12 protein-coding genes are annotated in these 23,486 nt (G+C 67.1%); 9 read left to right on the top strand and 3 right to left on the bottom strand.

The annotated features are described in order from the left end of the window. Nucleotides 1–14: 14 nt before the first annotated feature. The 3 genes from BIX52_RS16840 to BIX52_RS16830 all read right to left on the bottom strand — a co-directional run bounded on the left by BIX52_RS16840 (nucleotide 15) and on the right by BIX52_RS16830 (nucleotide 4,375). Nucleotides 15–1,412, bottom strand: coding sequence for an aminotransferase family protein (locus tag BIX52_RS16840; RefSeq protein WP_075222252.1), 1,398 nt, complete (start codon nucleotides 1,410–1,412; stop codon nucleotides 15–17). A gap of 241 nt (nucleotides 1,413–1,653) precedes the next feature. Beyond that, nucleotides 1,654–3,480: a glycoside hydrolase family 15 protein gene (locus tag BIX52_RS16835; protein WP_075222251.1), complete on the bottom strand. Its 1,827-nt coding sequence runs from the start codon at nucleotides 3,478–3,480 to the stop codon at nucleotides 1,654–1,656. 85 nt (nucleotides 3,481–3,565) lie between these two features. Next, nucleotides 3,566–4,375: a glucose 1-dehydrogenase gene (locus tag BIX52_RS16830; protein ID WP_075222250.1), complete on the bottom strand. Its 810-nt coding sequence runs from the start codon at nucleotides 4,373–4,375 to the stop codon at nucleotides 3,566–3,568. Between the two features lie 220 nt (nucleotides 4,376–4,595). Here BIX52_RS16830 and BIX52_RS16825 point away from each other — a divergent pair, with 220 nt between their 5' ends. The 9 genes from BIX52_RS16825 to BIX52_RS16785 all read left to right on the top strand — a co-directional run bounded on the left by BIX52_RS16825 (nucleotide 4,596) and on the right by BIX52_RS16785 (nucleotide 23,111). After that, the gene (locus tag BIX52_RS16825; protein ID WP_211098190.1) at nucleotides 4,596–5,102 is read left to right on the top strand and encodes a hypothetical protein; all 507 of its coding nucleotides are present in this window, start codon (nucleotides 4,596–4,598) and stop codon (nucleotides 5,100–5,102) included. A 195-nt stretch (nucleotides 5,103–5,297) separates the two neighbouring features. Beyond that, nucleotides 5,298–7,355 carry an alpha-1,4-glucan--maltose-1-phosphate maltosyltransferase gene (locus BIX52_RS16820; RefSeq protein ID WP_083551109.1) on the top strand — a complete coding sequence of 686 codons (2,058 nt, stop codon included), beginning with the start codon at nucleotides 5,298–5,300 and terminating at the stop codon, nucleotides 7,353–7,355. 172 nt (nucleotides 7,356–7,527) lie between these two features. After that, nucleotides 7,528–10,902 (top strand): maltose alpha-D-glucosyltransferase, encoded by a 3,375-nt coding sequence (gene treS, locus BIX52_RS16815; RefSeq protein ID WP_083660395.1) that lies wholly within the window; start codon nucleotides 7,528–7,530, stop codon nucleotides 10,900–10,902. Next, complete coding sequence (glgB, locus tag BIX52_RS16810) at nucleotides 10,895–13,093, top strand: 1,4-alpha-glucan branching protein GlgB (RefSeq protein ID WP_075222249.1); 2,199 nt, start codon at nucleotides 10,895–10,897, stop codon at nucleotides 13,091–13,093. The genes treS and glgB overlap by 8 nt, the downstream gene beginning before the upstream one ends. Before the next feature lie 112 nt (nucleotides 13,094–13,205). Continuing rightward, on the top strand, nucleotides 13,206–15,290 hold the full coding sequence (gene glgX / locus BIX52_RS16805; RefSeq protein WP_075222248.1) for a glycogen debranching protein GlgX: 2,085 nt from the start codon (nucleotides 13,206–13,208) through the stop codon (nucleotides 15,288–15,290). Between the two features lie 139 nt (nucleotides 15,291–15,429). After that, nucleotides 15,430–17,226, top strand: a complete 1,797-nt coding sequence (gene treZ / locus BIX52_RS16800; RefSeq protein WP_075222247.1) for a malto-oligosyltrehalose trehalohydrolase — start codon at nucleotides 15,430–15,432, stop codon at nucleotides 17,224–17,226. Then, nucleotides 17,223–19,028, top strand: coding sequence for a 4-alpha-glucanotransferase (gene malQ, locus BIX52_RS16795; RefSeq protein ID WP_075222246.1), 1,806 nt, complete (start codon nucleotides 17,223–17,225; stop codon nucleotides 19,026–19,028). The genes treZ and malQ overlap by 4 nt, the downstream gene beginning before the upstream one ends. After that, a complete protein-coding gene (gene treY / locus BIX52_RS16790; RefSeq protein WP_075222245.1) occupies nucleotides 18,994–21,351 on the top strand; it encodes a malto-oligosyltrehalose synthase in 2,358 nt (785 codons plus the stop codon). The genes malQ and treY overlap by 35 nt, the downstream gene beginning before the upstream one ends. A 545-nt stretch (nucleotides 21,352–21,896) precedes the next feature. Further along, the gene (locus BIX52_RS16785) at nucleotides 21,897–23,111 is read left to right on the top strand and encodes a porin (protein ID WP_075222244.1); all 1,215 of its coding nucleotides are present in this window, start codon (nucleotides 21,897–21,899) and stop codon (nucleotides 23,109–23,111) included. Nucleotides 23,112–23,486: the final 375 nt, after the last annotated feature.

The following is a 23,486-nucleotide window of genomic DNA, read 5'->3' as shown; positions in this document are numbered from 1 at the left end:
GGGGCGGCTCCGCCTCAGCCTTTGGCGGCGGCGGCGATCATGTCGCGCTTGGCGTCGACCGAGGCTTTCAGCGTGCCGACGACCTCGTCCACGTCGTCACGGGTGAGGATGAGCGGCGGGGAGAGGGCGAGGGCGTCGTTCATCATCGGCCGCACGATGAGGCCGCGCGCCATCGCCTCGGCCGCGACCGCCTTGCCGACACCGGCGGCGACGTCGAACGTGCGGCGCGTGGCGGGATCGGCGGAAAGCTCCACCGCGGCGATCATGCCGGTGCCGCGCACCTCGCCCACGTGCGGGTCGCCGGCGAAGGCGGTGCGCAGACTCTCCTGCAGATAGGCGCCCGTTTCGGCCGCTTTGGCGACAATGCCCTCGCGCTCGATGATGTCGAGATTGGCGTTGGCGGCGGCGCAGGCGACCGGGTGCGACGTATACGTGTAGCCGTGGCCGAAGAGGTTCAGGTTCAGCGGGTCCTCCAGCATCGTCTGGTACACCGTCTCGCCGACCAGCACGGCGGACAGCGGCTGATAGCCCGAGGTGATGCCCTTGGCGACGGAGATCATGTCCGGCTCGATCCCGAAATAATGCGAGCCGAAGGGGGTGCCGAGGCGCCCGAAGCCGCAGATCACCTCGTCGGCGATGAAGAGGATGTCGTTGGCCTTCAGCACCTTCGACACCTTCTCGAAATAGCCCTTCGGCGGCATGACGACACCGCCCGCGCCCATCACCGGCTCGGCGATGAAGGCGGCGATGGTGTCGGCACCCTCACGCTCGATCGTGTCGGTCAGCTCGGCCACCAGGCGGTCGGTGAAGGCCTCTTCGGTCTCGCCGGGGAGCTGCTCGTGATAATAATGCGGGCAGGTGAGGTGGATCACCGGGAAGGCCGGCAGGTCGAACGCGGTGTGCACGTAGGCGAGGCCGGTGAGGGAGCCCGCGGCCACCGTGACGCCGTGATAGGCGCGCTTGCGGGCGAGGATCTTCTTCTTCTGCGGCCGGCCCTTCAGGTTGTTGTAGTGCCAGGCGAGCTTGACCTGCGTGTCGTTGGCGTCCGACCCGGAGCAGCCGAAAAGCACGCGGGCGATGCCGGCGGGCGCCATGCGCTTCACCTTGTCGGCCGTGTAGGCGGCGGGCTCCGTCCCCATGGCCGAGAAGGAGTGGTAATAAGGCAGCTTCCTCGCCTGGGCGGCGATGGCGTCGGCGATCTCGTCCCGCCCGTAGCCGACATTGACGCACCACAGGCCCGCCAAACCGTCGAGATAGACCTTGCCGTCGAGCCCGGTCAGGCGGGCGCCCTTGGCCTCGCTGATGACCGTCGCGCCATGCTCCATCAGCGCGGAGGGCGAGGTGAAGGGGTGGAGCACGTTCTCCCGGTCGAGGTCCACGACGGACTGGTTGTGGGCGGGGTTGAGGTCCATGGCGGGGCTCCCTGATGGCAACGCGGGCGGATGGCGACGCGATGTGATGCGACGCAAGCTGTTCGCGACGCGGGCGGGTGCGCCGCCGTCCTGAACCATCGCACCCTGTGCCGTCCGAACCGCGAATGGCGGGGGAGGTCGGCAGGCGGGGCGGGGGCGGGCGGCCGGCGCTGGTGGAATGCGGCGGGCAAGAGCCGTGCCGCATTCTCACCCTACCACGTCGCCGCGCCGCCGGCGATCATCAGAACGGTTGACCACCATTCTCGCTCGCGCGCTTCAGGGCGAGGGCGGTGCTGATCATGGCGAGGTGCGAAAGGGCCTGCGGCGTGTTGCCGAGGTGGCGGCCGGAGGGGTCCAGCTCCTCGGCGAAGAGGCCGGTGGGAGAGGCCATCGCCATGATGCGGGCGAAGAGGTCCTGAGCCTCGGCGACGCGGCCGGAGCGCGCCAGCACCTCGATATACCAGAAGGAGCAGGCGACGAAGTGGCCCTCCGGCGGGCCGTCGACGCCTTCCTGGTCCTCGCCCACATCCTCGTAGCGGCGCACCAGCGGGCCGTTCACGAGGCGGTCCTCGATGCGGGAAAGGGTGGAGGCGAAGCGCGGCGCGGTGGTGTCGGTGTATTTCATCAACGGCATCAGGAGCGCGGTGGCGTCCACCTTGTTGCCGTGCGCGGTCTGCGTATAGGCGCCGATCGACGGGTTCCAGAAGTCGCGCTCGATGGTCTCTTCGACGCGGTCGCGATTTGCGCGCCATGCCGGATTTTGCGGCAGGCCGGTCCGGTCGGCGAGGCGAACGGCCCGGTCCATCGCCACCCAGGACATGAGGTGCGCGTCGAGAAAGCGGGTGGGCTCACCGCGCATCTCCCAAAAGCCGGACCCAGGGTGGCACCAGGTTTCACACGCGTCGTCGACGAGGCGGCTGACGGCACGCCAGGTGCGCGCGTCCATCGGCGTGATGTGCTTCTGGGCGATGTAGAGCGTGTCGACGACCTCGCCGAAGATGTCGAGCTGGGTCTGGCGGAAGGCGGCGTTGCCGATCCTGACCGGCCGCGATCCGCGATAGCCGCTGAGGTGAAGAAGCTCCTCCTCCTCGAGGTCGATGCCGCCGTCGACCCGGTACATCAGGCCGATCGTCTCCTCGCCGCGCTCCTCTATGCGGTCGCGGATCCAGGCGCGGTACTTGTCCGCCTCGTCGTAGAAGCCGAGGCGCAGCATGGCGTAGATGGTGAAGGCCGAATCGCGCACCCAGCAGTAGCGATAGTCCCAGTTGCGCTCGCCGCCGATCGCCTCGGGGAGGCCGAAGGTGGGGGCGGCGACCATCGCGCCGTGGCGGTGGGAGAACATCAGCTTCAGCGCCAGGGCCGAGCGCAAAACCATCTCCCGCCACGGCCCGTCATAGGTGCATTGGCCGAGCCAGTTGCGCCAATAGTCCACGGTGCGGGCGAGCGCCTCGTGAACGTCGCCGTCTTTCAGAAGGTGGCGCTCGGCATCGTCCATCACCAGAACCATGACGAGCTCTTCACCGGCGCCGAGGCGGGCCGACACGCTGGCGGTGGTGCCGTCGAGCCGAAGCGGGTGGGTGGAGGCGAGCCGCATGGGCAGGGTGACGCCGCCGTCCTCGAAGACGATGTGGTCGTCAACCGCGCGCGCGGCGGTGCGCCCGCGCCCATAGTTGAAGGCGGGTTGGCAGGCGGCACGGATCTCGGTCTCGCCTTCAACCACGCGGGCGATGCGGACGAGTTGGTTCGTGTCGTCAGAGGTGCCGATGGGCATGAAGTCGGTCACCTCGACCACCGCGCCCTCGCCCTCGTATCGCGTGACGAGGACGTTGGTGCCCTCGACATAATTCTGCACGCCGGCGGCCGCGCAGGCCGGACGCAGCGTGAAGTTTCCGGCGCAGCGGTCCAACGCCGCGGCGAAGATCGACGGCGAGTCGAAGTGCGGGTAGCAGAAGAGTTCCACCGCGCCGTTGGTGGCGATCATCGCCACGGTTTCGAGGTTGCCGATGGCGGAATAGTCGGAGATGGCGGGGAAGGTGGCCGTTTCCGGCGAGGCCGGGCGTGCGTCCATGGTACATCCTCAAGGGGGGTGGGGTTGTCCCCCTTGACCGGGACGAGGCGCCAGGCCGCGGGGCGTTGGTCGCGAAACGGGACGGTCAGCCGTTGCCGATGAACTCGGGGTAGAGCTCCATCCCGCCGTCGATGACGAGGGTGTGGCCGGTCATGTAGTCGGCATAGTCGGACGCCATCCAGGCGCACGCCTCGCCGACGTCGCGGGTCTCGCCGATGCGGCCATAGGGCATGATCTTGAGAAGCTCCTTGTACTTCTCCTCGTCGCCCCAGACCGATTTGTTGATCGCGGTGGCGATGGCGCCCGGCGCGATGGCGTTGACGCGGATCTTCTCGGCGGCGAGTTCCTGTGCGGCGGACTTCATCAGCATCGAGAGGCCGCCTTTGGAGGCGGCATAGTTGACGTGCCCCGCCCATGGGATGACGTCGTGCACGCTGCTCATGGCGATGATCTTGCCGAGCGCGCGCGACGACCGCATCCCCTGCTTGCGGAACTGGCGCACCGCCTCCTGCATGCACAAAAAGGCGCCGGTCAGGTTCACGCCGATGACCGTGTCCCAGTCCTTCTTTGTGAGGTCGGTGAAGGCCCCGTCCATCTGCAGCCCCGCATTGGCGACGAGGATGTCGACCGTGCCGTAGGTCTCCACGGTGGCCGCGAACAGCGCCTTGATGTCCTCTTCCTGCGAGATGTCCGCCTTGAAGGGGAAGGCTTTGCCGCCCGCGGCTTCGATCTCGCGGATGGTGTCGGCCGCGCCGTCCGCGTCGGAGCGGTAGTTGACGGCCACCGCGGCGCCGCGGGCGGCGAGGGCGATGGCGCAGGCCTGGCCGAGCCCCGAGCTGGCGCCGGTGACGATGGCGGTCTGGTCCGCAAGGAAGCGTTCGGGGGCTTGGCTCATGGCACGATCCTTTGCTGATGGCTCCGTCCGGTTCCCAAGATGGGGCGTGGCGGGCGGATGGCACGGGGGCAGCACGGGGGCGGGCACGAAATCGTGTGTCCCTGTGAAGTAGCTTTCATTATGGCCGCCTGACGTTTCTCCTACCTGAGGTCAGTCTGCAGCGGCCGTGCCATGGCGCCCGTGCGGACCCGTGATGGTGATGCGCCAAGGAGGCGACCCGATGATCTCCACGACACAATCCAAGGCCGGCGGCGGCGGAGCCCGGCCCTTGGCGCCGGCCAACCTGCTCATTCTCCTCGTGGCCGGGGCGGTGGCCACCGCCGCCTTCGACCTGTTCGGCCAATGGCTCACGCCGACGCTCGGCTTCGCGCGCCTTGCCCCCGAGCCCCTTGCGGCGCAGACGCTGCAGACCGTGTTCGGCCCGTTCGAGGGGGCCGCGCTCGGCGGGGCCGTCGTCCACTGGCTGACGGGCATCCTCGCCTATCCGGTGGGTTACGTGTTCATCGCCCGCCCGGTGGCCAGGGTGGTGACGCCTTTCCTGCCGTGGCCGGTTGTCGCGGCGGTGTACGGCGTCGCGCTCTGGGTCTTCGCGCTTTACGTGATGGCCCATCTCGTCAACGGCAATCCGGCCTTCCTGGCCTTCACCGGCATCACATGGGTGGCGCTGATCGGTCACGTCCTGTGGGCGGCGGTCTTCGCGGCGATCTGGGAGACGGCGCGCCGCTGAGGCCGCGAAAGACGGCGCTGAAGGGTTGCCCCTTCGTCGCAATGGCCCATCCTTATGCACGAGCGCGGAAGGAGCGTAGCCCCGGTGGGGCGGGGGTGCGCCCGCAAAAGTTGACGATTCGCGCGATCCGATGAGCCAGGCGGCACACATCTCGCACAGGCCGTGCGGGGCGATCCGCTTCAGATCGAGAGCGACATGACCGACACCAGCGTTGCAACCAAGGCACCCTCGGCTGCACCCAGACTCGCGACCGGCGCGGACCCCGTCGGTCCGGCCGACGATGACGGCATCGCCGAGATCGCCGTCAACCGCGTCGCGATCGAGGCGGTCGATCCGGAGATCGACGGCGGCCGCTTCCCCGCCAAGACCGTGGTGGGCCAGCCCTTCGTGGTGGAGGCGGACGTGTTCGGCGACGGGCACGACAAGGTGGCCTGTGCGATCCTGTGGCGCCGCAAGGGCGTCCACAATTGGGAAGAGGAGCCGCTGCGCTATCTCGTCAACGACCGGTGGCGCGGCCATTTCACGCCCACCGACAACGCGCCTCACGAATATACCATCATTGCCTGGCGGGACGAGTGGGCGACCTGGCGGTCCGACACGGCGAAGAAGCACAACGCGGGCGTTCCGATCGCGCTGGAGCTTGAGGAGGGGGCGCAGCTCGTGGCGGCCTCCGTCGGATGCGGGCGCGGTACGGCGGCCGACCAGGCCGCCCTCGCCGAGCTTGCGGACGAGATGGGCGATGCGTCGGACGCGGAGCGGTTCGCGCGGTTGATGACCGACGACACCGCGGGGCTGATGCAGCGGGCCGGCCACCGTGCAAACCTCTCCTTCTCCAAGGTTCTGCCGTTGACGGTGGACCGCCGCGCCGCCGCCTTCGCCGCCTGGTACGAGGTGATGCCGCGCTCCATGTCGGGCGACGTCACCCGCCACGGCACCTTCGACGACGTGATCGACCGCCTGCCTTATGTGCAGGGTCTGGGATTCGACGTCCTTTATTTCACCCCCATTCACCCGATCGGCAAAACCAATCGCAAGGGGCGCAACAATGCGCTGAAGGCCGAACCGGGCGACCCCGGCAGTCCCTATGCCATCGGCTCGGAGGAGGGGGGGCACGACGCGCTGCACCCCGAGCTCGGCACCTTCGCGGACTTCAAGCGCCTGGTGGACGCCGCCGCCGAGCGGGGCCTCGAGATCGCGCTCGACTATGCGGTTCAGTGTTCGCCCGATCACCCGTGGATCCAGGAGCATGCGGACTGGTTCGATTGGCGGCCGGACGGCTCCATCAAGTTCGCCGAGAATCCGCCGAAGAAGTACGAAGACATCGTCAACGTGCGCTTCTATGACGGCGACCAGCCCATCCCCGATCTGTGGCACGCCCAAAAGGACATCTTCCTGTTCTGGATCAGCCACGGGGTGAAGATCTTCCGGGTGGACAACCCGCACACCAAGGCCTTCACCTTTTGGGAATGGCTGATCGCCGCGGTGCAGAAGGACCACCCGGACGTCATCTTCCTGGCCGAAGCGTTCACGCGGCCGAAGGTGATGCACCGCCTCGCCAAGATCGGCTTCACGCAGTCCTACTCCTACTTCACCTGGCGCAACACCAAGGCGGAGTTGCAGGAGTACATGACCGAGCTGACGACGACGGTGAAGAAGGACACGATGCGTGTGAACTTCTTCGTCAACACGCCGGACATCAACCCGGTCTATCTGCAGACCTCGGGCCGGCCTGGGTTCCAGGTGCGTCTGGCGCTGGCGGCGACGCTCGCGGGAGTCTACGGCGTCTATAACGGGTTCGAGCTGTGCGAAGGGACACCCGTCCCCGGCAAGGAAGAATACCTCAACTCCGAGAAGTACGAGCTGAAGGCCTGGGATTGGGACCGTCCCGGCCACATCCGGCACGACATCTGGCTGATGAATCACCTGCGCAAGACGCATCCCGCGCTGCAGGAGTTCACCAATTTGACGTTCTACACCATGTGGAACGACAACATCCTCTACTATGGTAAGCGCACGGCGGACCGCTCGTCCTTCCTGCTCTTTGCCATCAACCTCGACCCGCACAATGGCCAGGGCGGTCATTTCGAGGTGCCGCTGTGGGAGTTCGGGCTGCCGGACGATGCGTCGATCCAGGTGACGGACCTCGTCGCCGAGTACGACTTCACGTGGACCGGCAAGATCCAGCACGTCTACATCGATCCGCATCAGCGGCCTTATTTCATCTGGCGTCTGCACGACCCGACGAGGGCCTGACCGACGCGCGGCGGGCGCCCATGCCTCGCCGAGGCCGCGCATAACCCGCGCGGCGCCCCGCCTTGCCACTGGCACCCGATCGCCAGTGCGCTAGGCTGAGACCGAACGATATGCGGGTCCCGCGCCGCCGAGTTGCCGGACCGCTTGTGACCCTCGAGGAGCACTTCATTTTATGGACGCCGTCGCACCTGTCACAGAAACGGAAGCGCCAGAAGAGACGACCAAAGACGGCCTGATCGATCGCTCCGTCACCGACTGGTACAAAGACGCGATCATCTACCAGCTTCACATCAAGGCGTTCTACGACGCCGACAACAACGGCTACGGCGACTTCCGCGGCCTGATGGAAAAGCTGGACTATGTTCAGGCGCTCGGCGTCACGGCGATCTGGCTGTTGCCCTTCTACCCCTCGCCGCTGCGCGATGACGGGTACGACATCGCCGACTACGAGAACGTGAACCCGCAATATGGTGACATCGCCGCCTTCCAGGCGTTCGTGACCGAGGCGCACGCGCGCGGTCTGCGGGTCATCACCGAGCTCGTGATCAACCACACGTCCGATCAGCATCCCTGGTTCCAGGCCGCGCGCAAGAAAGACGCGACGCCCGAAGAGCGGGACATGTACGTGTGGTCGGACAACGACGACAAGTACAACCTCACCCGCATCATCTTCCTGGACACCGAGAAGTCCAACTGGACCTGGGATGCGGAAGCCGAGATGTACTTCTGGCACCGCTTCTACAGCCACCAGCCCGACCTCAACTTCGACAATCCGAAGGTGATGGACGAGGTGCTGAAGGTGATGAACCAGTGGCTCGATATGGGCGTGGACGGGCTGCGGCTCGACGCGATCCCCTACCTCGTCGAGCGCGAGGGCACCAACAACGAGAACCTGCCCGAGACGCACGACAAGCTGAAGGAAATCCGCGCCGCCCTCGATTCGCGCTACACGGACCGCATGCTTCTCGCCGAAGCCAACCAGTGGCCGGAAGACACGCGGCCCTATTTCGGCGAGGGCGACGAGTGCCACATGGGCTTCCACTTCCCGCTGATGCCGCGCATGTACATGGCGCTGGCGCAGGAAGACCGGCACCCGATCACCGACATCATCCGCCAGACGCCGGAGATCCCGGAGTCCTGCCAATGGGCGATCTTCCTGCGCAACCACGACGAGCTGACCCTCGAAATGGTCACCGCCGAGGAGCGCGACTACATGTGGCGCTTCTACGCGGCCGATCAGCGGGCGCGCATCAATCTGGGCATCCGCCGCCGCCTGGCGCCGCTGCTGCAGAACGACCGCCGCAAGATCGAGCTGATGAACGCCTTCCTGCTCTCCATGCCGGGGACGCCCGTCCTCTATTATGGCGACGAGATCGGCATGGGCGACAACTACTATCTCGGCGACCGGGACGGCGTGAGGACGCCGATGCAGTGGTCGGCCGACCGCAACGGCGGCTTCTCCCGCGCCAATCCGCAGCAGCTCTACCTGCCGCCGATCATGGATCCGGTCTACGGCTACCAGGCGATCAACGTCGAGGCGCAGGAGCACGACCCCTCGTCGCTGCTCAACTGGATGCGCCGCATCATCCTCGTCAGGAAGCAGCACCCGGCCTTCGGGCGCGGTACGATCCAATTCATCTACCCGCGCAACCGCAAGGTCATCGCCTATCTGCGCGAGCATGAAGGGGAGGTGATCCTCGTCGTCGCCAACCTGGCGCGCACGGCGCAGGCGGTGGAGCTCGACCTGTCGTCGCTGCGCGGGCGCGTGCCGATCGAGCTGACCGGCCGCACGCCCTTCCCGCCGATCGGCGACCTTCCCTACATGCTGACCCTGCCGGCCTACGGTTTCTTCTGGTTCGCGCTCGCCGGTGCGGAGGAGGCGCCCACCTGGCACGATCCGCTGCCCGAGCCGCTGCCGGACTTCATCACGCTGACGACCCGCTCGGGCCGGATCGGCGACGCCATCGAAGGGCGCGAGCGCAGCCAGCTCGAAAGCCAGTCGCTGCCGGCCTTCCTGCCGCTGCAGCGCTGGTTCGCCGCCAAGGACGAGAGGGTGCGCCGCGTGAGCCTTCAGCCGCTCGCCATGTTGAACGACGAGTTCGCGCTCGCCGCCTTCAACGTAGACGTGGCGTCGGGCGAGCAGGCCTATTTCGTGCCGCTGTCGATCCGCTGGGGCGAGGACAACCTCAGGACCGGCGCGCCGAAACTGTCCTATACGCTCGCCAAGGTGCGCTCCGGGCCCAAGCTCGGCGCCCTCATCGACGGCACATTCGACGAGCGTCTGGCGGCCGAGCTGGTGGGGCTGATGAAGTCCGGCGCCAGCATCAGCCATGGCGCACGCACCGTCACTTTCGCGGGGTCCGAGACCCTTTCGGCGCTGGAGGAGCTCGACACGCCGCGTCCGCTCGGAGTCGAGCAGTCGAACGTGTCCATCGTCTTCGGCGATCAGATCATCCTCAAGATCTACCGCCGCCTGCGCGAGGGCGAGCAGCCGGACGTGGAGATCGCGCGCCATCTGACGGACGTGGCGCGCTTCCCCAACACCCCGGCGCTCGTCGGCACCATCCGCCTCGACGGCGGGCAAGGGGAGCCGGCCATTCTCGCCGCCGCCTTCGACTTCGTCCCCAACCAGGGCGATGCGTGGGGCTCGGTGCTGGACGCGCTGGAGCGTTATCTCGAGCGGGCCGATCTTCTGGAGGCCGAGACGGCGAGCGAGGACCAGGAGCCGGTCCTCACCTTCCCGCTCAATATCGGCCATCTTGCGGGCCTGCGCACGGCCGAGCTTCACCTCGCCTTGATGGCCGATACCGAAAGCCCCGCCTTCAGGCCGGAGCCGATCACCGCCGACGACCTCTCTGCCTGGGCGGACGCTGCGACGGCGGAGGCCGATGCGCTGTTCACGCGCCTCGCCTCCCAACGCGCGAGCCTGCCGGAGGACGTCGCCGCCGATGCCGACGCGCTGCTGGCCAAGCGCGACGCGGTGGCCGCCCGCTTCGCCGCCGTGCGCGATGCGGCGCCGTCCGGCGTCAAGACGCGGATCCACGGCGACTATCACCTCGGCCAAGTGCTGGTCAGCCAGGGCGACCTCACCATCATCGACTTCGAGGGCGAGCCGACGCGGCCGTTGTCTGAGCGGCGCGCCAAGTCCTCGCCGCTGCGCGATGCGGCCGGGATGCTGCGCTCATTCGACTATGCCGCGGCGATGGCGCTGCAACGCTGGCGCGACACCCACGAGGTGAACGCCGCCGAGGCGCAGGTGAAGGCGCAGTCCTGGCGCGACACCACGCGGCGCGACTTCATCGCCGCCTATCTGGAGACGCTCGGCGACAAGGCCCCGGATGCGCCGCTGACCGCGGCCCTCCTCGACCTCTTCACCTTGCAGAAGGCGATTTACGAGGTCGGCTATGAACTGGCGAACCGACCGGCCTGGGTGCGCATTCCCCTCAACGGGGTGCTCGACGTTCTCGCCGACGAGCGCGGCGTCACAGCCTGGGCCGACATGCCCGCCCTCGCCGCCAGCAACCAACCGGAGAGTTCAGATGACTGAGACCCGCCTGCGCGACGACCTGGAGCCTTCCGCGGCCGAAGCGATCGTCACCGGGCGGCATTCCGATCCATTCTCGATCCTCGGGATGCACGCCTCCGAGGACGGGCGCCGCCTTTATGTCCGCACCTTCGCGCCCCACGTGGAGACCGTCAGCCTCACCGACAAGGCGGGCAAGTCCGCCCTGCCGATGGAGAAGATCCACCCGGACGGGCTCTTCTCCCTGGTGCTCGACCGGCGCGAACCGTTCGAGTACCGGCTGAAGCTCGGCTCCGGCTCGCACACCTGGCTGGCCGACGATCCCTACCGCTTCGGTTCGATCCTCGGAGACATGGACGTCTACCTGATGGCCGAGGGGCGGCATCAGAAGCTCTATGAGCGCCTCGGCTCCCACCCCACCACCGTCGGCGGGGTGGAGGGCGTCTATTTCGGCGTCTGGGCTCCCAACGCCAAGCGCGTCTCTGTGGTGGGTGACTTCAACGGCTGGGACGGGCGGCGCCACGTCATGCGCCTGCGCCAGGAGATCGGCGTCTGGGAGATCTTCATCCCCGGCATCTCCAAGGGCCTTTATTACAAGTACGAGATCATCGGCGCGCACGGCAATTTGCTGCCGCTGAAGATGGACCCGCTCGCCTTCGCCACCGAGGTGCCGCCGGACACCTCATCCGTGGTCCACGGTCTGATCGACTACGACTGGGACGACGCCGCATGGATGGCCGAGCGCTCCGGTGCCAACGACCGCGCCGCGCCGGTCTCCATCTACGAGGTGCACCTCGGCTCCTGGCGGCGCGGTGACGGTAACACCTACCTCAACTACGACGAGCTGGCCGACGAGCTGATCCCTTACGCCAAGTCGCTCGGCTTCACCCATATCGAGCTTCTGCCGATCTCCGAGCATCCGTTCTCCGGCTCGTGGGGCTACCAGCCGATCGGCCTTTATGCGCCGACCTCGCGCTTCGGGACGCCCGAAGGGTTCGCCCGCTTCGTCGAGAAGGCGCATCAGGAGGGGATCGGCGTCATCATCGACTGGGTGCCCGCCCACTTCCCGACCGACCAGCACGGCCTCGGCAACTTCGACGGCACCGCGCTCTACGAGCACGCCGACCCGCGCGAGGGGTTCCACAAGGACTGGAACACCCTCATCTACAATCTCGGCCGCAACGAGGTGGCGAACTTCCTGGAGGCCAACGGGCTCTTCTGGGTCGACCGCTACCACGTGGACGGGCTTCGGGTGGATGCCGTCGCCTCCATGCTCTACCGCGACTATTCGCGCGGCAACGACTGGGTGCCGAACAAGTATGGCGGCCGGGAGAACCTGGAATCCATCGACTTCCTGCGCTCGCTAAACGAGCGCATCGCCGAGCGCGACGACGGCGCGTTCACCGCCGCCGAGGAATCGACCGCCTTCCCGCAGGTCTCGCGCCCGGTGAAGGACGGCGGCCTCGGCTTCAACTTCAAATGGAATATGGGCTGGATGCACGACACCCTGCATTACATGCAGGAAGAGCCCGTGCACCGGCGCTGGCACCACGATTCCATCACCTTCGGCCTGCACTACGCCTTTTCGGAGGACTTCATTCTGCCGCTCAGCCACGACGAGGTGGTTCACGGCAAAGGCTCGCTCATCAACAAGATGCCGGGCGACCGTTGGCAGAAGTTCGCCAACCTGCGCGCCTATTACGCCTTCATGTGGACCCACCCCGGCAAGAAACTGCTCTTCATGGGCGGCGAGTTCGCGCAGGAAAAAGAGTGGAACCACGATCAATCGCTCGACTGGCACCTGCTCGTCGACCCGATGCATCAGGGCATCCAAGATCTCATCCGCGACCTCAACACGCTCTACAAGACCACGTCGGCCTTGCATGAGCGGGACTGTGATCCCGATGGGTTCGAGTGGATCGACGCGGCGGATAGCCAGTCCTCGGTGTTCGCCTTCGTGCGTTACGCCGCCGACCGTTCCCCGGTCGTGGTGGTTCTCAACTTCACGCCCGTGGTGAGATCCAATTACCGAATCGGTTTCCCGGCGGGCGGGCGCTGGCGTGAGGCGATGAATACGGATTCATCTGTCTACGGCGGATCGAATGTCGGCAATTCAGGCGCCGTCATCGTGGAAGAACAGGCCTATCACGGCCGGCCATTCTCTTGCGAGTTGACATTGCCGCCGCTCGGGGCGCTCATTTTCGTGCCTCATTGAGGCATGATCCAGCAGCGTGCGATCATTGATCATGCTTTATGTTCTGATGTGCGCGCTTTCCCTTGGGCGAGGGGCGTACACCTTGCCCGAATGCGCCAAATGGTCGGACTGAATGCGAATTGAGCCAGGGTCCCCCGGTCCGCTGGGGGCGACATGGGACGGGTCGGGGACGAATTTCGCCCTCTTCTCCGCCAACGCCACGAAGGTCGAGCTGTGCCTGTTCGAGCGGTCCGGGCGTCGGGAGACCGACCGGATCACGATGCCGGAATATACGCACGACATCTGGCATGCCTACCTGCCCGACATCCGCCCCGGCCAGCTCTACGGCTACCGCGTCCACGGCCCCTATGATCCGATGGAGGGCCACCGCTTCAACCCGAACAAACTCCTGATCGACCCATACGCCAGGGCGGTGAAGGGCGACCTGCGGTGGCAGGATTCCATGTTCGGCTACCGCGTCGGCTCCACCCGCGAAGACCTCTCCTTCGACCGCCGCGATTCAGGGCCCGCCATGCCCAAATGCGTCGTCGTCGACGAGGCCTTCACCTGGGGCAACCACGTCTCGCCCAAGGTGCCGTGGACGGACACGATCATCTACGAAGCGCATGTCAAAGGCATGTCGGCGATGCATCCGGACGTGCCGGACCACATGCGCGGGACCTTCGCCGGCCTCGCCGACCCGCGGGTGATCGAATACCTCGTGAAGCTCGGCGTCACGTCGATCGAGCTGATGCCGGTGCACTATTTCCCCGACGACCGGCATCTGCTGGAGCAGGGCCTGCACAATTATTGGGGCTACAACACGCTGAGCTTCTTCGCCCCGGCCGCGCGCTACATCAGCCGCGGCTCGGGCCATCACGAGTTCAAGCACATGGTGCGGCGGCTGCACGAGGCGGGCATCGAGGTGCTGCTCGACGTCGTCTATAACCACACCGCCGAGGGTCACCAGCTCGGCCCGACGCTGTCCTTCAGGGGCATCGACAACGCGAGCTACTACATCCTCGCCGAAGACAAGCGCTATTATTTCGACACCACCGGCTGCGGCAACACCGTCAACGTCGCCCACCCTCGGGTGATGCAGATGGTGATGGACTCGCTGCGTTACTGGGTCGAGGTCTGCAAGGTGGACGGCTTCCGCTTCGACCTCGCCCCCGCCATGAGCCGCGAGCATCATGGCTTCGACCGCTCGTCCGCCTGGCTGGACGCGGTGATGCAGGACCCGGTGCTGCAGAACGTCAAGATGATCGCCGAGCCGTGGGACCTCGGCCCGGACGGCTACCAGGTCGGCAATTTCCCGCCGGGCTGGGCGGAGTGGAACGGGCGCTACCGCGACGATATCCGCTCCTATTGGCGGGGCGATCCGCACCATCTTCCGGCGCTCGCCTCCAACCTTCTGGGCTCGGCCGACATCTACGACAATCATGGCCGCAAGCCCTGGTCGTCGGTCAACTTCGTCACCGCCCACGACGGCTTCACCCTCATCGACCTCGTCACCTACAACGAGAAGCACAACGAGGCGAACGGCGAGGACAACCGCGACGGGCACGGCGACAACCGGTCCTTCAACTGGGGCGTGGAGGGGATCACCGACGATCCCGGCATCCTCGCGTTGCGCGACAGGATGCGCCGCAACATGATCGCGACGCTCCTCGTCAGCCAGGGCACGCCGATGATCCTGATGGGCGACGAGATCGGCCGCAGCCAGTTCGGCAACAACAACGGCTACTGCCAGGACACCGAGTTCTCGTGGCTCAATTGGGGCGAGGACAGCGACCAGGAGGTGAACTTCCGCACCTTCGTGCGCGAGCTGATCCGGGTCCGGCAGAAGCTCGGCATCTTCCACCAGCCGCGCTTCCTGCACGGCGATCCGCTGAAGGGCCAGGACGAAGCCAAGGACATCTGCTGGCTGCGGCCGGACGGGGCGGAGATGAACGACCTCGATTGGCACGAGGTGGACCCGAAGGTGCTCGGCATGGTGCTGGCGCTGGGGGATGCGCGCGCCATCGTCTTCTTCAACGCGCTGGAAGCGGACATGGAGTTCGCCCTGTGCCCGCCGCTCGACGGCTTCACCTGGAGCCTCCTGTTCGAGACGGTGGACGGCTGGGTGCACGAGCCGGGGGAGGGGCCGGACCTCGTGGCGCCCTTCAAGGTGCCGGGGCGGTCCATGCTCGGGCTCGTCGGCCAGGTCTTGGACTGAGGCCGGAGGCGCCGCCCGCCACCCGATCGACGCGGCGCTTCAACTCGGCCCTTGAGTTGCACGGCGAACGCTGCATCTTCGCCGGTGCAGCCGGTCCAAGCGCCGTGCTGCCAAGGCCCTACGAGCTTCGGGAGAGACTGTGAGCAACGCATTTGCGACCACCTGGGGGGCCACGCTGACCGGCGACGGGCGCGCCCGCTTCCGCCTTTGGGCGCCGGACGAGACCGCGCTGAAGCTGCGCTGCGATGCCGGTGACCTTCCCATGCAGCGCCAGGATGGCGGCTGGTTCGAGCTGATCACCGACAAGGTGCCCGTCGGCGGCGCCTATTCCTTCGTGCTGGACGACGGATTCGCCGTGCCGGACCCGGCCGCACGCGGGCAGATGGAGTCCGTCCACGGCCCGTCCAAGCTGGTCGACCCGAACGCTTTCACGTGGAAGACGCCGTGGAAGGGCCGCCCCTGGGCCGAGACGGTGATCTACGAGATGCACGTCGGCACCTTCACGCCGGAGGGGACCTTTCAGGCCGCCATCGCCAAGCTGCCGCACCTCGCCGAACTCGGCATCACCGCGGTGGAGGTGCTGCCGCTCGCCCATTTCGGCGGCAATCGCGGCTGGGGCTACGACGGCGTGCTCCTCTACGCGCCCCACACCTGCTACGGCACGCCGGACGATTTCCGCGCCTTCGTCGACGCGGCCCACGCCAACGGGCTGATGGTCTTCCTCGACGTGGTCTACAACCACTTCGGTCCGGACGGGAACTATCTCGGCAAGTACGCCAAGCCCTTCTTCCATGCGGACCGGCACACCCCTTGGGGCGCGGCGATCGCCTTCGACGAGCCGGCGGTGCGCGCCTACTTCATCGAGAACCCGCTGACCTGGCTGAAGGAATTCAACCTCGACGGGCTGCGCTTCGACGCCATCGACCATATCAAGGACACCTCCGAGGAGCACCTCCTGGAGGCGATGGCCAAACGCATCCGCGCTGAGTTCGACCGGCCGATCCATCTGCACACAGAAGATGAGCGCAATGTCATCTTCCTGCACCCTTACGAAAACGGCGAACCCACGCTCTTCACCGGCGAGTGGAACGACGATTACCACAACGTCATCCACCCGATCGCGACCGGCGACACGGAGGGATACTATGCCGACTTCGTCGAGGACCGGTGGAAGAAGCTGGCGCGGGCGCTGACGGAAGGCTTCATCTTCCAGGGCGAGCCGTCGAAGATGCACGACAATACGGCGCGCGGCGTGGACTCGACCGGCCAGCCGCTCTTGTCCTGCGTCGTGTTCAACCAGAACCACGACCAGGTCGGCAACCGGGCCTTCGGGGAACGGCTGATCGACCTGTCGGACCGGGAGATGGTGACCGTCTTCACCGCGGTGCTCCTCCTCATGCCGCAGATCCCGCTGCTGTGGATGGGGGAGGAGTGGGGCGAAACCAACCCCTTCTGCTTCTTCTGCGATTTCGACGGGGAGCTGGCCGAGGCCGTCCGCAAGGGCCGCCGCAACGAGTTCTCCAAGTTCGACGCCTTCATCGACCCCGACACGCGCGAGGACATTCCCGATCCGAACGCGCTGTCGACCTTCACCGCCAGCACCATCGACTGGGCGAAGGCGGAGACCGACGAGGGGAGGCGGTGGCTGGAGCTCTACCGCATGCTCCTCGCCGTGCGGCGCGACCACGTCGTTCCGCGCATGACGGGCGAGGCGCCCAAGGTGGGGCGCGTCCTCAAGGCGGCCGACGGCGTCGTCGACGTCGAGTGGACGATGGCGGACGGGGCGGTTCTCGGCATGTACATCAACATGACCGCTGAGGACGCCGGGGCGATCCCGGACAAGGAGATCCTCATCGCCGTGTCGCGGGGCGAGATGCGGGCGATGCCGCCGACGCGCGAGGCGCACAGCGTCATCCTCACGCTGGACGCCGCATGAGCGAGGCGCTGGACCGGGCCGCGCGCGCGGCCGGTGTCGTTCTGGAGCGGCCGGGAGAGGACGCCGCCCCGGTGTCCGACGCGGCCAAGCGTGCCCTCGTCGACATTCTGGGCACGCCGCCTGCGCTTCCGCCGTCCACCGGCGCAACCGCCTTCGTGCCGGACTGGCTGGACGAAACCCGTGCCTTCGGCGTGGCGCTGCAGCTCTATCAACTGCGCTCGGAGCGCAATCTCGGCATCGGCGACCTCGGCGATCTCAAGGCACTGATCCCGGTGTTTGCGCAGACGGGGTGCGATTTCATCGGCCTCAACCCGCTGCACGCGCTGTTCACGGCCGCGCCCGAGAATGCCTCGCCCTTCTCCCCGTCCGACCGGCGCAGGCTGAACCCGCTGATCATCGCGGTAGACGAGGTGCCGGGCTACCACCCTTATATGGCCGAGATGGTGTCGGTCCCGCCGGCCGAGGACGAGGTGGACTATTCCGCCGTCGCCAGCGCCAAGCTGACCATCCTGAAGAAGATCCACCAGGCGTGGCGGTCCGGCGACCCGTTGGTGGGCGAGGCGGACCGTGACGCCGCCGCGCGTCACGCCGCGCGGAAGGGCGAGGAGGCAGCCGGATTCGCGCTGTTCGAGGCTCTGTCGCACCACATGGCGGCGCAGGGTCACGGGGCCGGGTGGATGGGATGGCCCGCCGCCTATCAGGACCGCGCCAGCCCCCAAGTGCTCGCCTTCGCCGCAGCGCATCGGGACGAGATCGCCTTTCATCTCTGGCTGCAATACATCGCCGAGACGCAGCTTGCCGCCACGCAGGCGGCCTGCCTCGCCGCTGGCATGCGCATCGGCCTCTATCTCGACCTTGCGGTGGGCGAGGCGCCGGACGGAGCGTCCACCTGGGCCGATCCGTCGCTGGCGCTGCGCGGCCTGCGCATCGGCTGCCCGCCCGACCTCTTCTCGCTCGACGGGCAGGATTGGGGCCTCGCCCCGCTCTCGCCCTCGGCTCTCGTCGACCGCGATTTCGCCCCGTACCGCGCGGTGATGGATGCGGTGATGGCCGATGCCGGGGCCATGCGCATCGACCACGCCATGGGGCTCGAACGGCTGTGGCTGATTCCTGACGGTCTCACCGCCCGCGAAGGCGCCTATGTGCGCCAGCCTGGCCTGACCGACCAGGTGGTGAACGCCACGCGCACGCACCGCGCCATGGCGATCGGCGAGGACCTCGGCATCGTGCCGCCCGGCTTTCGCGAGCGGATGGCGGACAGGCGCCTCTTCTCCATGCGCATCGTCTCCTTCGAGCGCGACGCCCACGGCATGCGTCCTCCGGCGCGCTACCCGGCCGACGCGCTCGCCTGCCTGTCCACCCACGACATCGCGCCGCTGGAGGCATGGTGGCAGGGGGACGAGATCGACCTGCGCCTGGCGCTGGGGCGGATCGACGCCGGCGTGGCGCGGCATGAGCACGCCTGGCGCACGGGCGAGAAAGCGGCCATGCTGGCCGAGGCCGGGCTGCCCCCGTCACGGGCGGCCGGCGCGCTCGATGACGGCATCGTCGCCGCCTTCCATCGGCTGGGTGCGCGCACCGCGTCCCGCCTCTATGCGGTGCGGCTCGAGGATGTGGTCGGCGGCCGGCGCCTGGTCAATCTGCCGGGAACGGACCGCGAGCATCCGAATTGGAGGAGGACACTGCCGCTGACCGTCGCCGACATCGGCCGTTCCGCGCGTTTTCAGCGCACGATGGCCGCGGTCGGCGCGGTGCGAAGGGGATTCCATGACCGGCGCCACCTACCGTCTTCAATTCCGTAACGGTTTCACGTTCGAGGACGCGGCCGCGATCGTGCCGCACCTCGCCCGCTGCGGCATCACCGACCTCTACGCCTCGCCGATCTTCGCGGCGACGTCGGGCTCGACCCACGGCTACGACGTCACCGACCACAACCGCCTCGACCCCACATTGGGCGGCGAGGCGGGGTTTGCGCAGCTCACCGCGGCGCTGAAGGCCGCGGGCCTCGGCCTGATCATCGACATCGTGCCCAACCATATGGCCGCGTCCATGGAAAACCCATGGTGGCGCGACGTGGCCCGGCACGGCACCGCCTCGCGTTATGCGCGGCATTTCGACATCGACTGGTCGGCGGGCAAGCTGATCCTGCCGATCCTGGGCCAGCCCTACGGCGACGCGCTCGCCGCCGGCGACATCACGAAGCGCCAGACCGAGGCGGGCCCCGTCCTCGCCGTCCCCGGCGCCGAGCTCCCGCTGGCACCCGGCACCGAGAGCATCGACGACGTCCACGCCCTGCACGAGGCGCAGAATTACCGCCTGACCTATTGGCGGCTGGGGCGCGACGGGCTCACCTATCGCCGCTTCTTCGAGGTGACGGGCCTCGTCGGCGTGCGCGTCGAGGACCCGGCCGTGTTCGACGACGTGCATCGCACCATTCTGGGCCTCGTTCGTGACGGGGCGGTGACGGGACTGCGCGTCGACCACGTGGACGGCCTGTCCGACCCCTCAGGCTACCTCGCCCGGTTGAAGGCCGAGGCGGGCGTCCCGGTCTATGTCGAGAAGATCTTGGAGGCGCACGAGAGGCTGCGCCCTTGGCCGGTGGAGGGGACGACCGGCTACGAGTTCATCGCCGCCATGGCCGCGCTGTTCACCAATCCGGCCGGTCTCGCCGCGCTGGAAAGCGCCTATGATGCCATTGCCGACACCGACCTCGAGGCGATGACCGACCGGGCGAAGACGGAGATCCTGACCCACAACCTCGCCGGCGAGTTGCAGCGCTTGACCGGGCTGGCCCTGACCCTGTTCGCGGACGACCTCAGCGCGCGCGACCATGGGCGCGCCACGGTGCGCGAGGGAATCACCGGGCTGATGAAGGGGATGAGCGTCTACCGCACCTACCTGCCGAGCGACGACCCGGCCGACCGCGAGGTGCTGGCCGAGGCCCGCGCCGCAGCGGTGCGCGAGAAGCTGGACGACGAGCGCATCCTCAACGACCTCGTGGGGCTGTTGACCGCCGATCCGGACCGCTCGGCCCATCCCGAAGCCGCGCGCGAGTTCATCGCCCGTTTCCAGCAGACATCGGGCCCGCTGATGGCCAAATCGCTGGAAGACACGCTGTTCTACCGCAATCATCGCCTCGTCGGATTGAATGAGGTGGGCGGCGATCTTGCGCCGCAGACCGGGGCGCAGCACCTTCTCGACGTCGCTTCGGTGGGAGGGCTCGCCGCAACGCAGACCCACGACACCAAGCGCGGCGAGGATTCGCGGGCGCGGCTTTATGCACTGTCCGATCCGGAGGCGGTGCCGGTGTTCGATGCAATCTGGCCCGAAATGCCGGGTCAGATCGGGCCGCGCATCAAATGGGCGATGACGCAGATGCTGTTCGCGGCCAACCCGCTCGCCGACGATCCCGATTTCGCCGACCGCTTCCGCGAGACGGCGTTGAAGACGGTGCGCGAGGCGAAAGAGCGCACGAGCTGGACGCGCACCGATGCCGACTTCGAGCGCCGCGTGGCCGGCGCCGCGCAGGAGATGGTGGCGGCGCGGCGCAAATTGTCGCCGCTGGGCGACGTGGCGCGCGCGGGAGCGGTGATCGGCCTCGCCCAGGCAGCGCTGAAGACGGTGGGGCTGCCCGCGCCGGACATCTACCAGGGCACCTTCGGCTGGGATTTCGCCATGGTCGATCCCGACAACCGCCGTCCGGTCGATTTCGAGGCCGAATCGGCGTTGGTGGAAGCGGCCGAATCGGCGGACCCCGTGCACCTCGCGCGGGAGTGGCAGAGCGGGGCGATCAAGGCGCGCGTTCTCGTCGCCGGCCTTGCGCTGCGGCGCGAGAGGGGGGGCGGCGGCATCCTTGAGCCGATTCGCCTGGCCGGTCCGGCGTCGGACCATTTTGCCGCCTTCCAATGGCGCGACCCGCGCGGGCGGGTCGCGGTGGTGGTGCCCGTGCGGCCTCTGCCTCTGCTGGCGGCCGAGGGGCTGGGTCTCTCCCCCACGGCGGTCGCAGGGCTGACGGCGTCGGCCCTTTCGCGGCTGTCGTGCCGTCTGACGGGTCATGTCTTCGACAGTGAAGGCACGCTGGACGCACCGCTGACGCGCCTTCCCCTTATTGTGGCGGCCGACTGAGAGACTGCGACGTTTCCAGCCGGCTGGGGCCGGTGTTGCATTTCGGCCATAGCGCCTCCGGTCCGCCGGGGGCGCTTTTCTATGGCCTGCCGGTCTGTCAGCCTCGGCCAAGCCAGTACGGTAATCACTTGCGGTGTCGAGGACGGGATCGGAACGCGACTCGGGGCCCGGAAAGGGATGCGGGAGCCGCGCTCGGCGGAAGCGTTTGTCCACAGCGGGGCCGGGTCCGACGCCCGGATTCCCTAACGGAACCTTGCCGGATGGGCCGAAAATGCCTGGGTTGGACGGGAAAACGTGTTGTCCATGCAACATCGCAGATTGCGTGCGGGGTTCAGCGAGTTCCGCCCGCATGCTTTCCGTTGCCGAGTGCGGGGCACCTGAGCAATGTGGCTTTGCGACGGGGCGGAAACGACCCCATCGCGGTTTGGGCGGGCCGCAGCGGCTTGATCAAATCAGTTGGAAGTCCGGCGACTTTCGGCCCTCGGGTCACCGCCGGAACGAAAGTCAAAGGGCCTCTACAAGTGAACATCTTTGGAGATCGAGACATGAACATTAAGCGTCTTGTCCTCGGCACGGCTGCGGGTGCTCTCGCGGTGACCGGGGCGCAGGCGGCGGATCTTCCCGTCGTCGTCGAGCCTGTCGAGTACGTCCGCATCTGCGACGCCTACGGCGCTGGCTTCTACTACATCCCCGGCACCGAGACCTGCCTGCGTGTCGCTGGCCGCGTCCGTGTCGACTACCAGTTCTTCGGTGATCTGGACGAGGATGACTTCATCCTCTCGGGTCTCGGCTACGACGACGATGCCGATGCCGGCTACCGCTTCCGTGCTCGTGCCTACGTCTACATGGACTCCCGCACGTCCACCGAGTTCGGCCTGCTCCGCACCTACACCGAGCTGCAGTTCACCCGTGACAACGCCGGTGGCGTCGCCGTCAACCTGGAAGAAGCCTTCATCCAGTTCGGTGGCCTGACGTTCGGTCGTACGCGCTCCTTCTGGGACTTCATCGACGCCCAGTTCGGTTCCGCGTTCTTCTTCGCGACCGAAGGTTCGGACCGCAAGATCAACCTCGCTGGCTACACCGCTGCCTTCGGCAACGGCTTCTCCGCGTCCATCTCGGTTGAAGACATGGCCACCCGTTCGGCCGGCATCTTCAACACCGCGACCGGCTTCGGTGCCGATCAGCGCGTGGCGTGGGTTCCGGATCTGGTCGCGAACATCCGCGTCGACCAGGGCTGGGGTTCGGCTGCTCTGCGTGGTGCGGTCGGCTGGCGTGAAGCCGGTGTGTTCAACGGCAACGGCGACTTCGCCGAGTCCGACTCCGACGTGATGTTCGCGGTCGGTGCCGGTGTGGCGGTCAACGTTCCGTTCGGTAACGGCACGACGATCGGTCTGCAGGGTGCCTACGCTCACGGTGGTGCGGACTACCTGTCGGGTGACCTCGCCGGTTACGTCTTCGACGGCCAGTACAACCCGGTCAGCAACGACCTCGACCTGTACGACGGCTTCTCGGTCGCCGGTGGTTTCTCCACGAACTTCACCCCGGCCATCGCCTACTCGCTCGGTGCTGGTTATGCCTTCATCGACACGAAGGACGACCTGGGTGACGTCAACACCGTCACGATCGACTCCTACCTGACCTACGAAGTCGTCCGTGGCTTCATCCTGGGCGCCGGCATCCAGTACAAGTATGTCGACACCAGCGACATCGGCGACGACTCTGCTCTCGCGGGCTTCCTCCGCGCTCAGCGCACCTTCTAATTCCATCCTTTCCCCCGGATGGAGGGCCCGGCGGCAACGCCGGGCCTTTTCTTTCGGGGAGAGGCTGACGCCGAACACGAAAAAGCCCGGCCGCCGCGCGGCCGGGCTTTTTCATTTTGCGGCTCAGCAAAGGCGGTCATCCCGCCTGCCTAATGCCAGCCATTCCCCCGAATGGTCCGGCGGCCGTGTCGACGATGTGTCATCGCGATCGCCCGCCGTGCATATTCTATAGCACAACACGTCCGGCTGTGCGAAGTTCCGTTGCGTGTTGCAATCAGGTCACGCTTAACGAGTCGCGAATTGAACGGGCGGCCTTCTTCGCGTCCGGCCGGGAGCCATAGGCGTGGCTTTTGGGCTGGGGCAGGGACTATGGCG

This window comes from Acuticoccus yangtzensis (assembly GCF_001927245.1).
Lineage (GTDB): Bacteria > Pseudomonadota > Alphaproteobacteria > Rhizobiales > Amorphaceae > Acuticoccus > Acuticoccus yangtzensis.
Note: the sequence above shows the minus strand (reverse complement) of the source record. Positions and strands in the feature narration are given on the sequence as shown.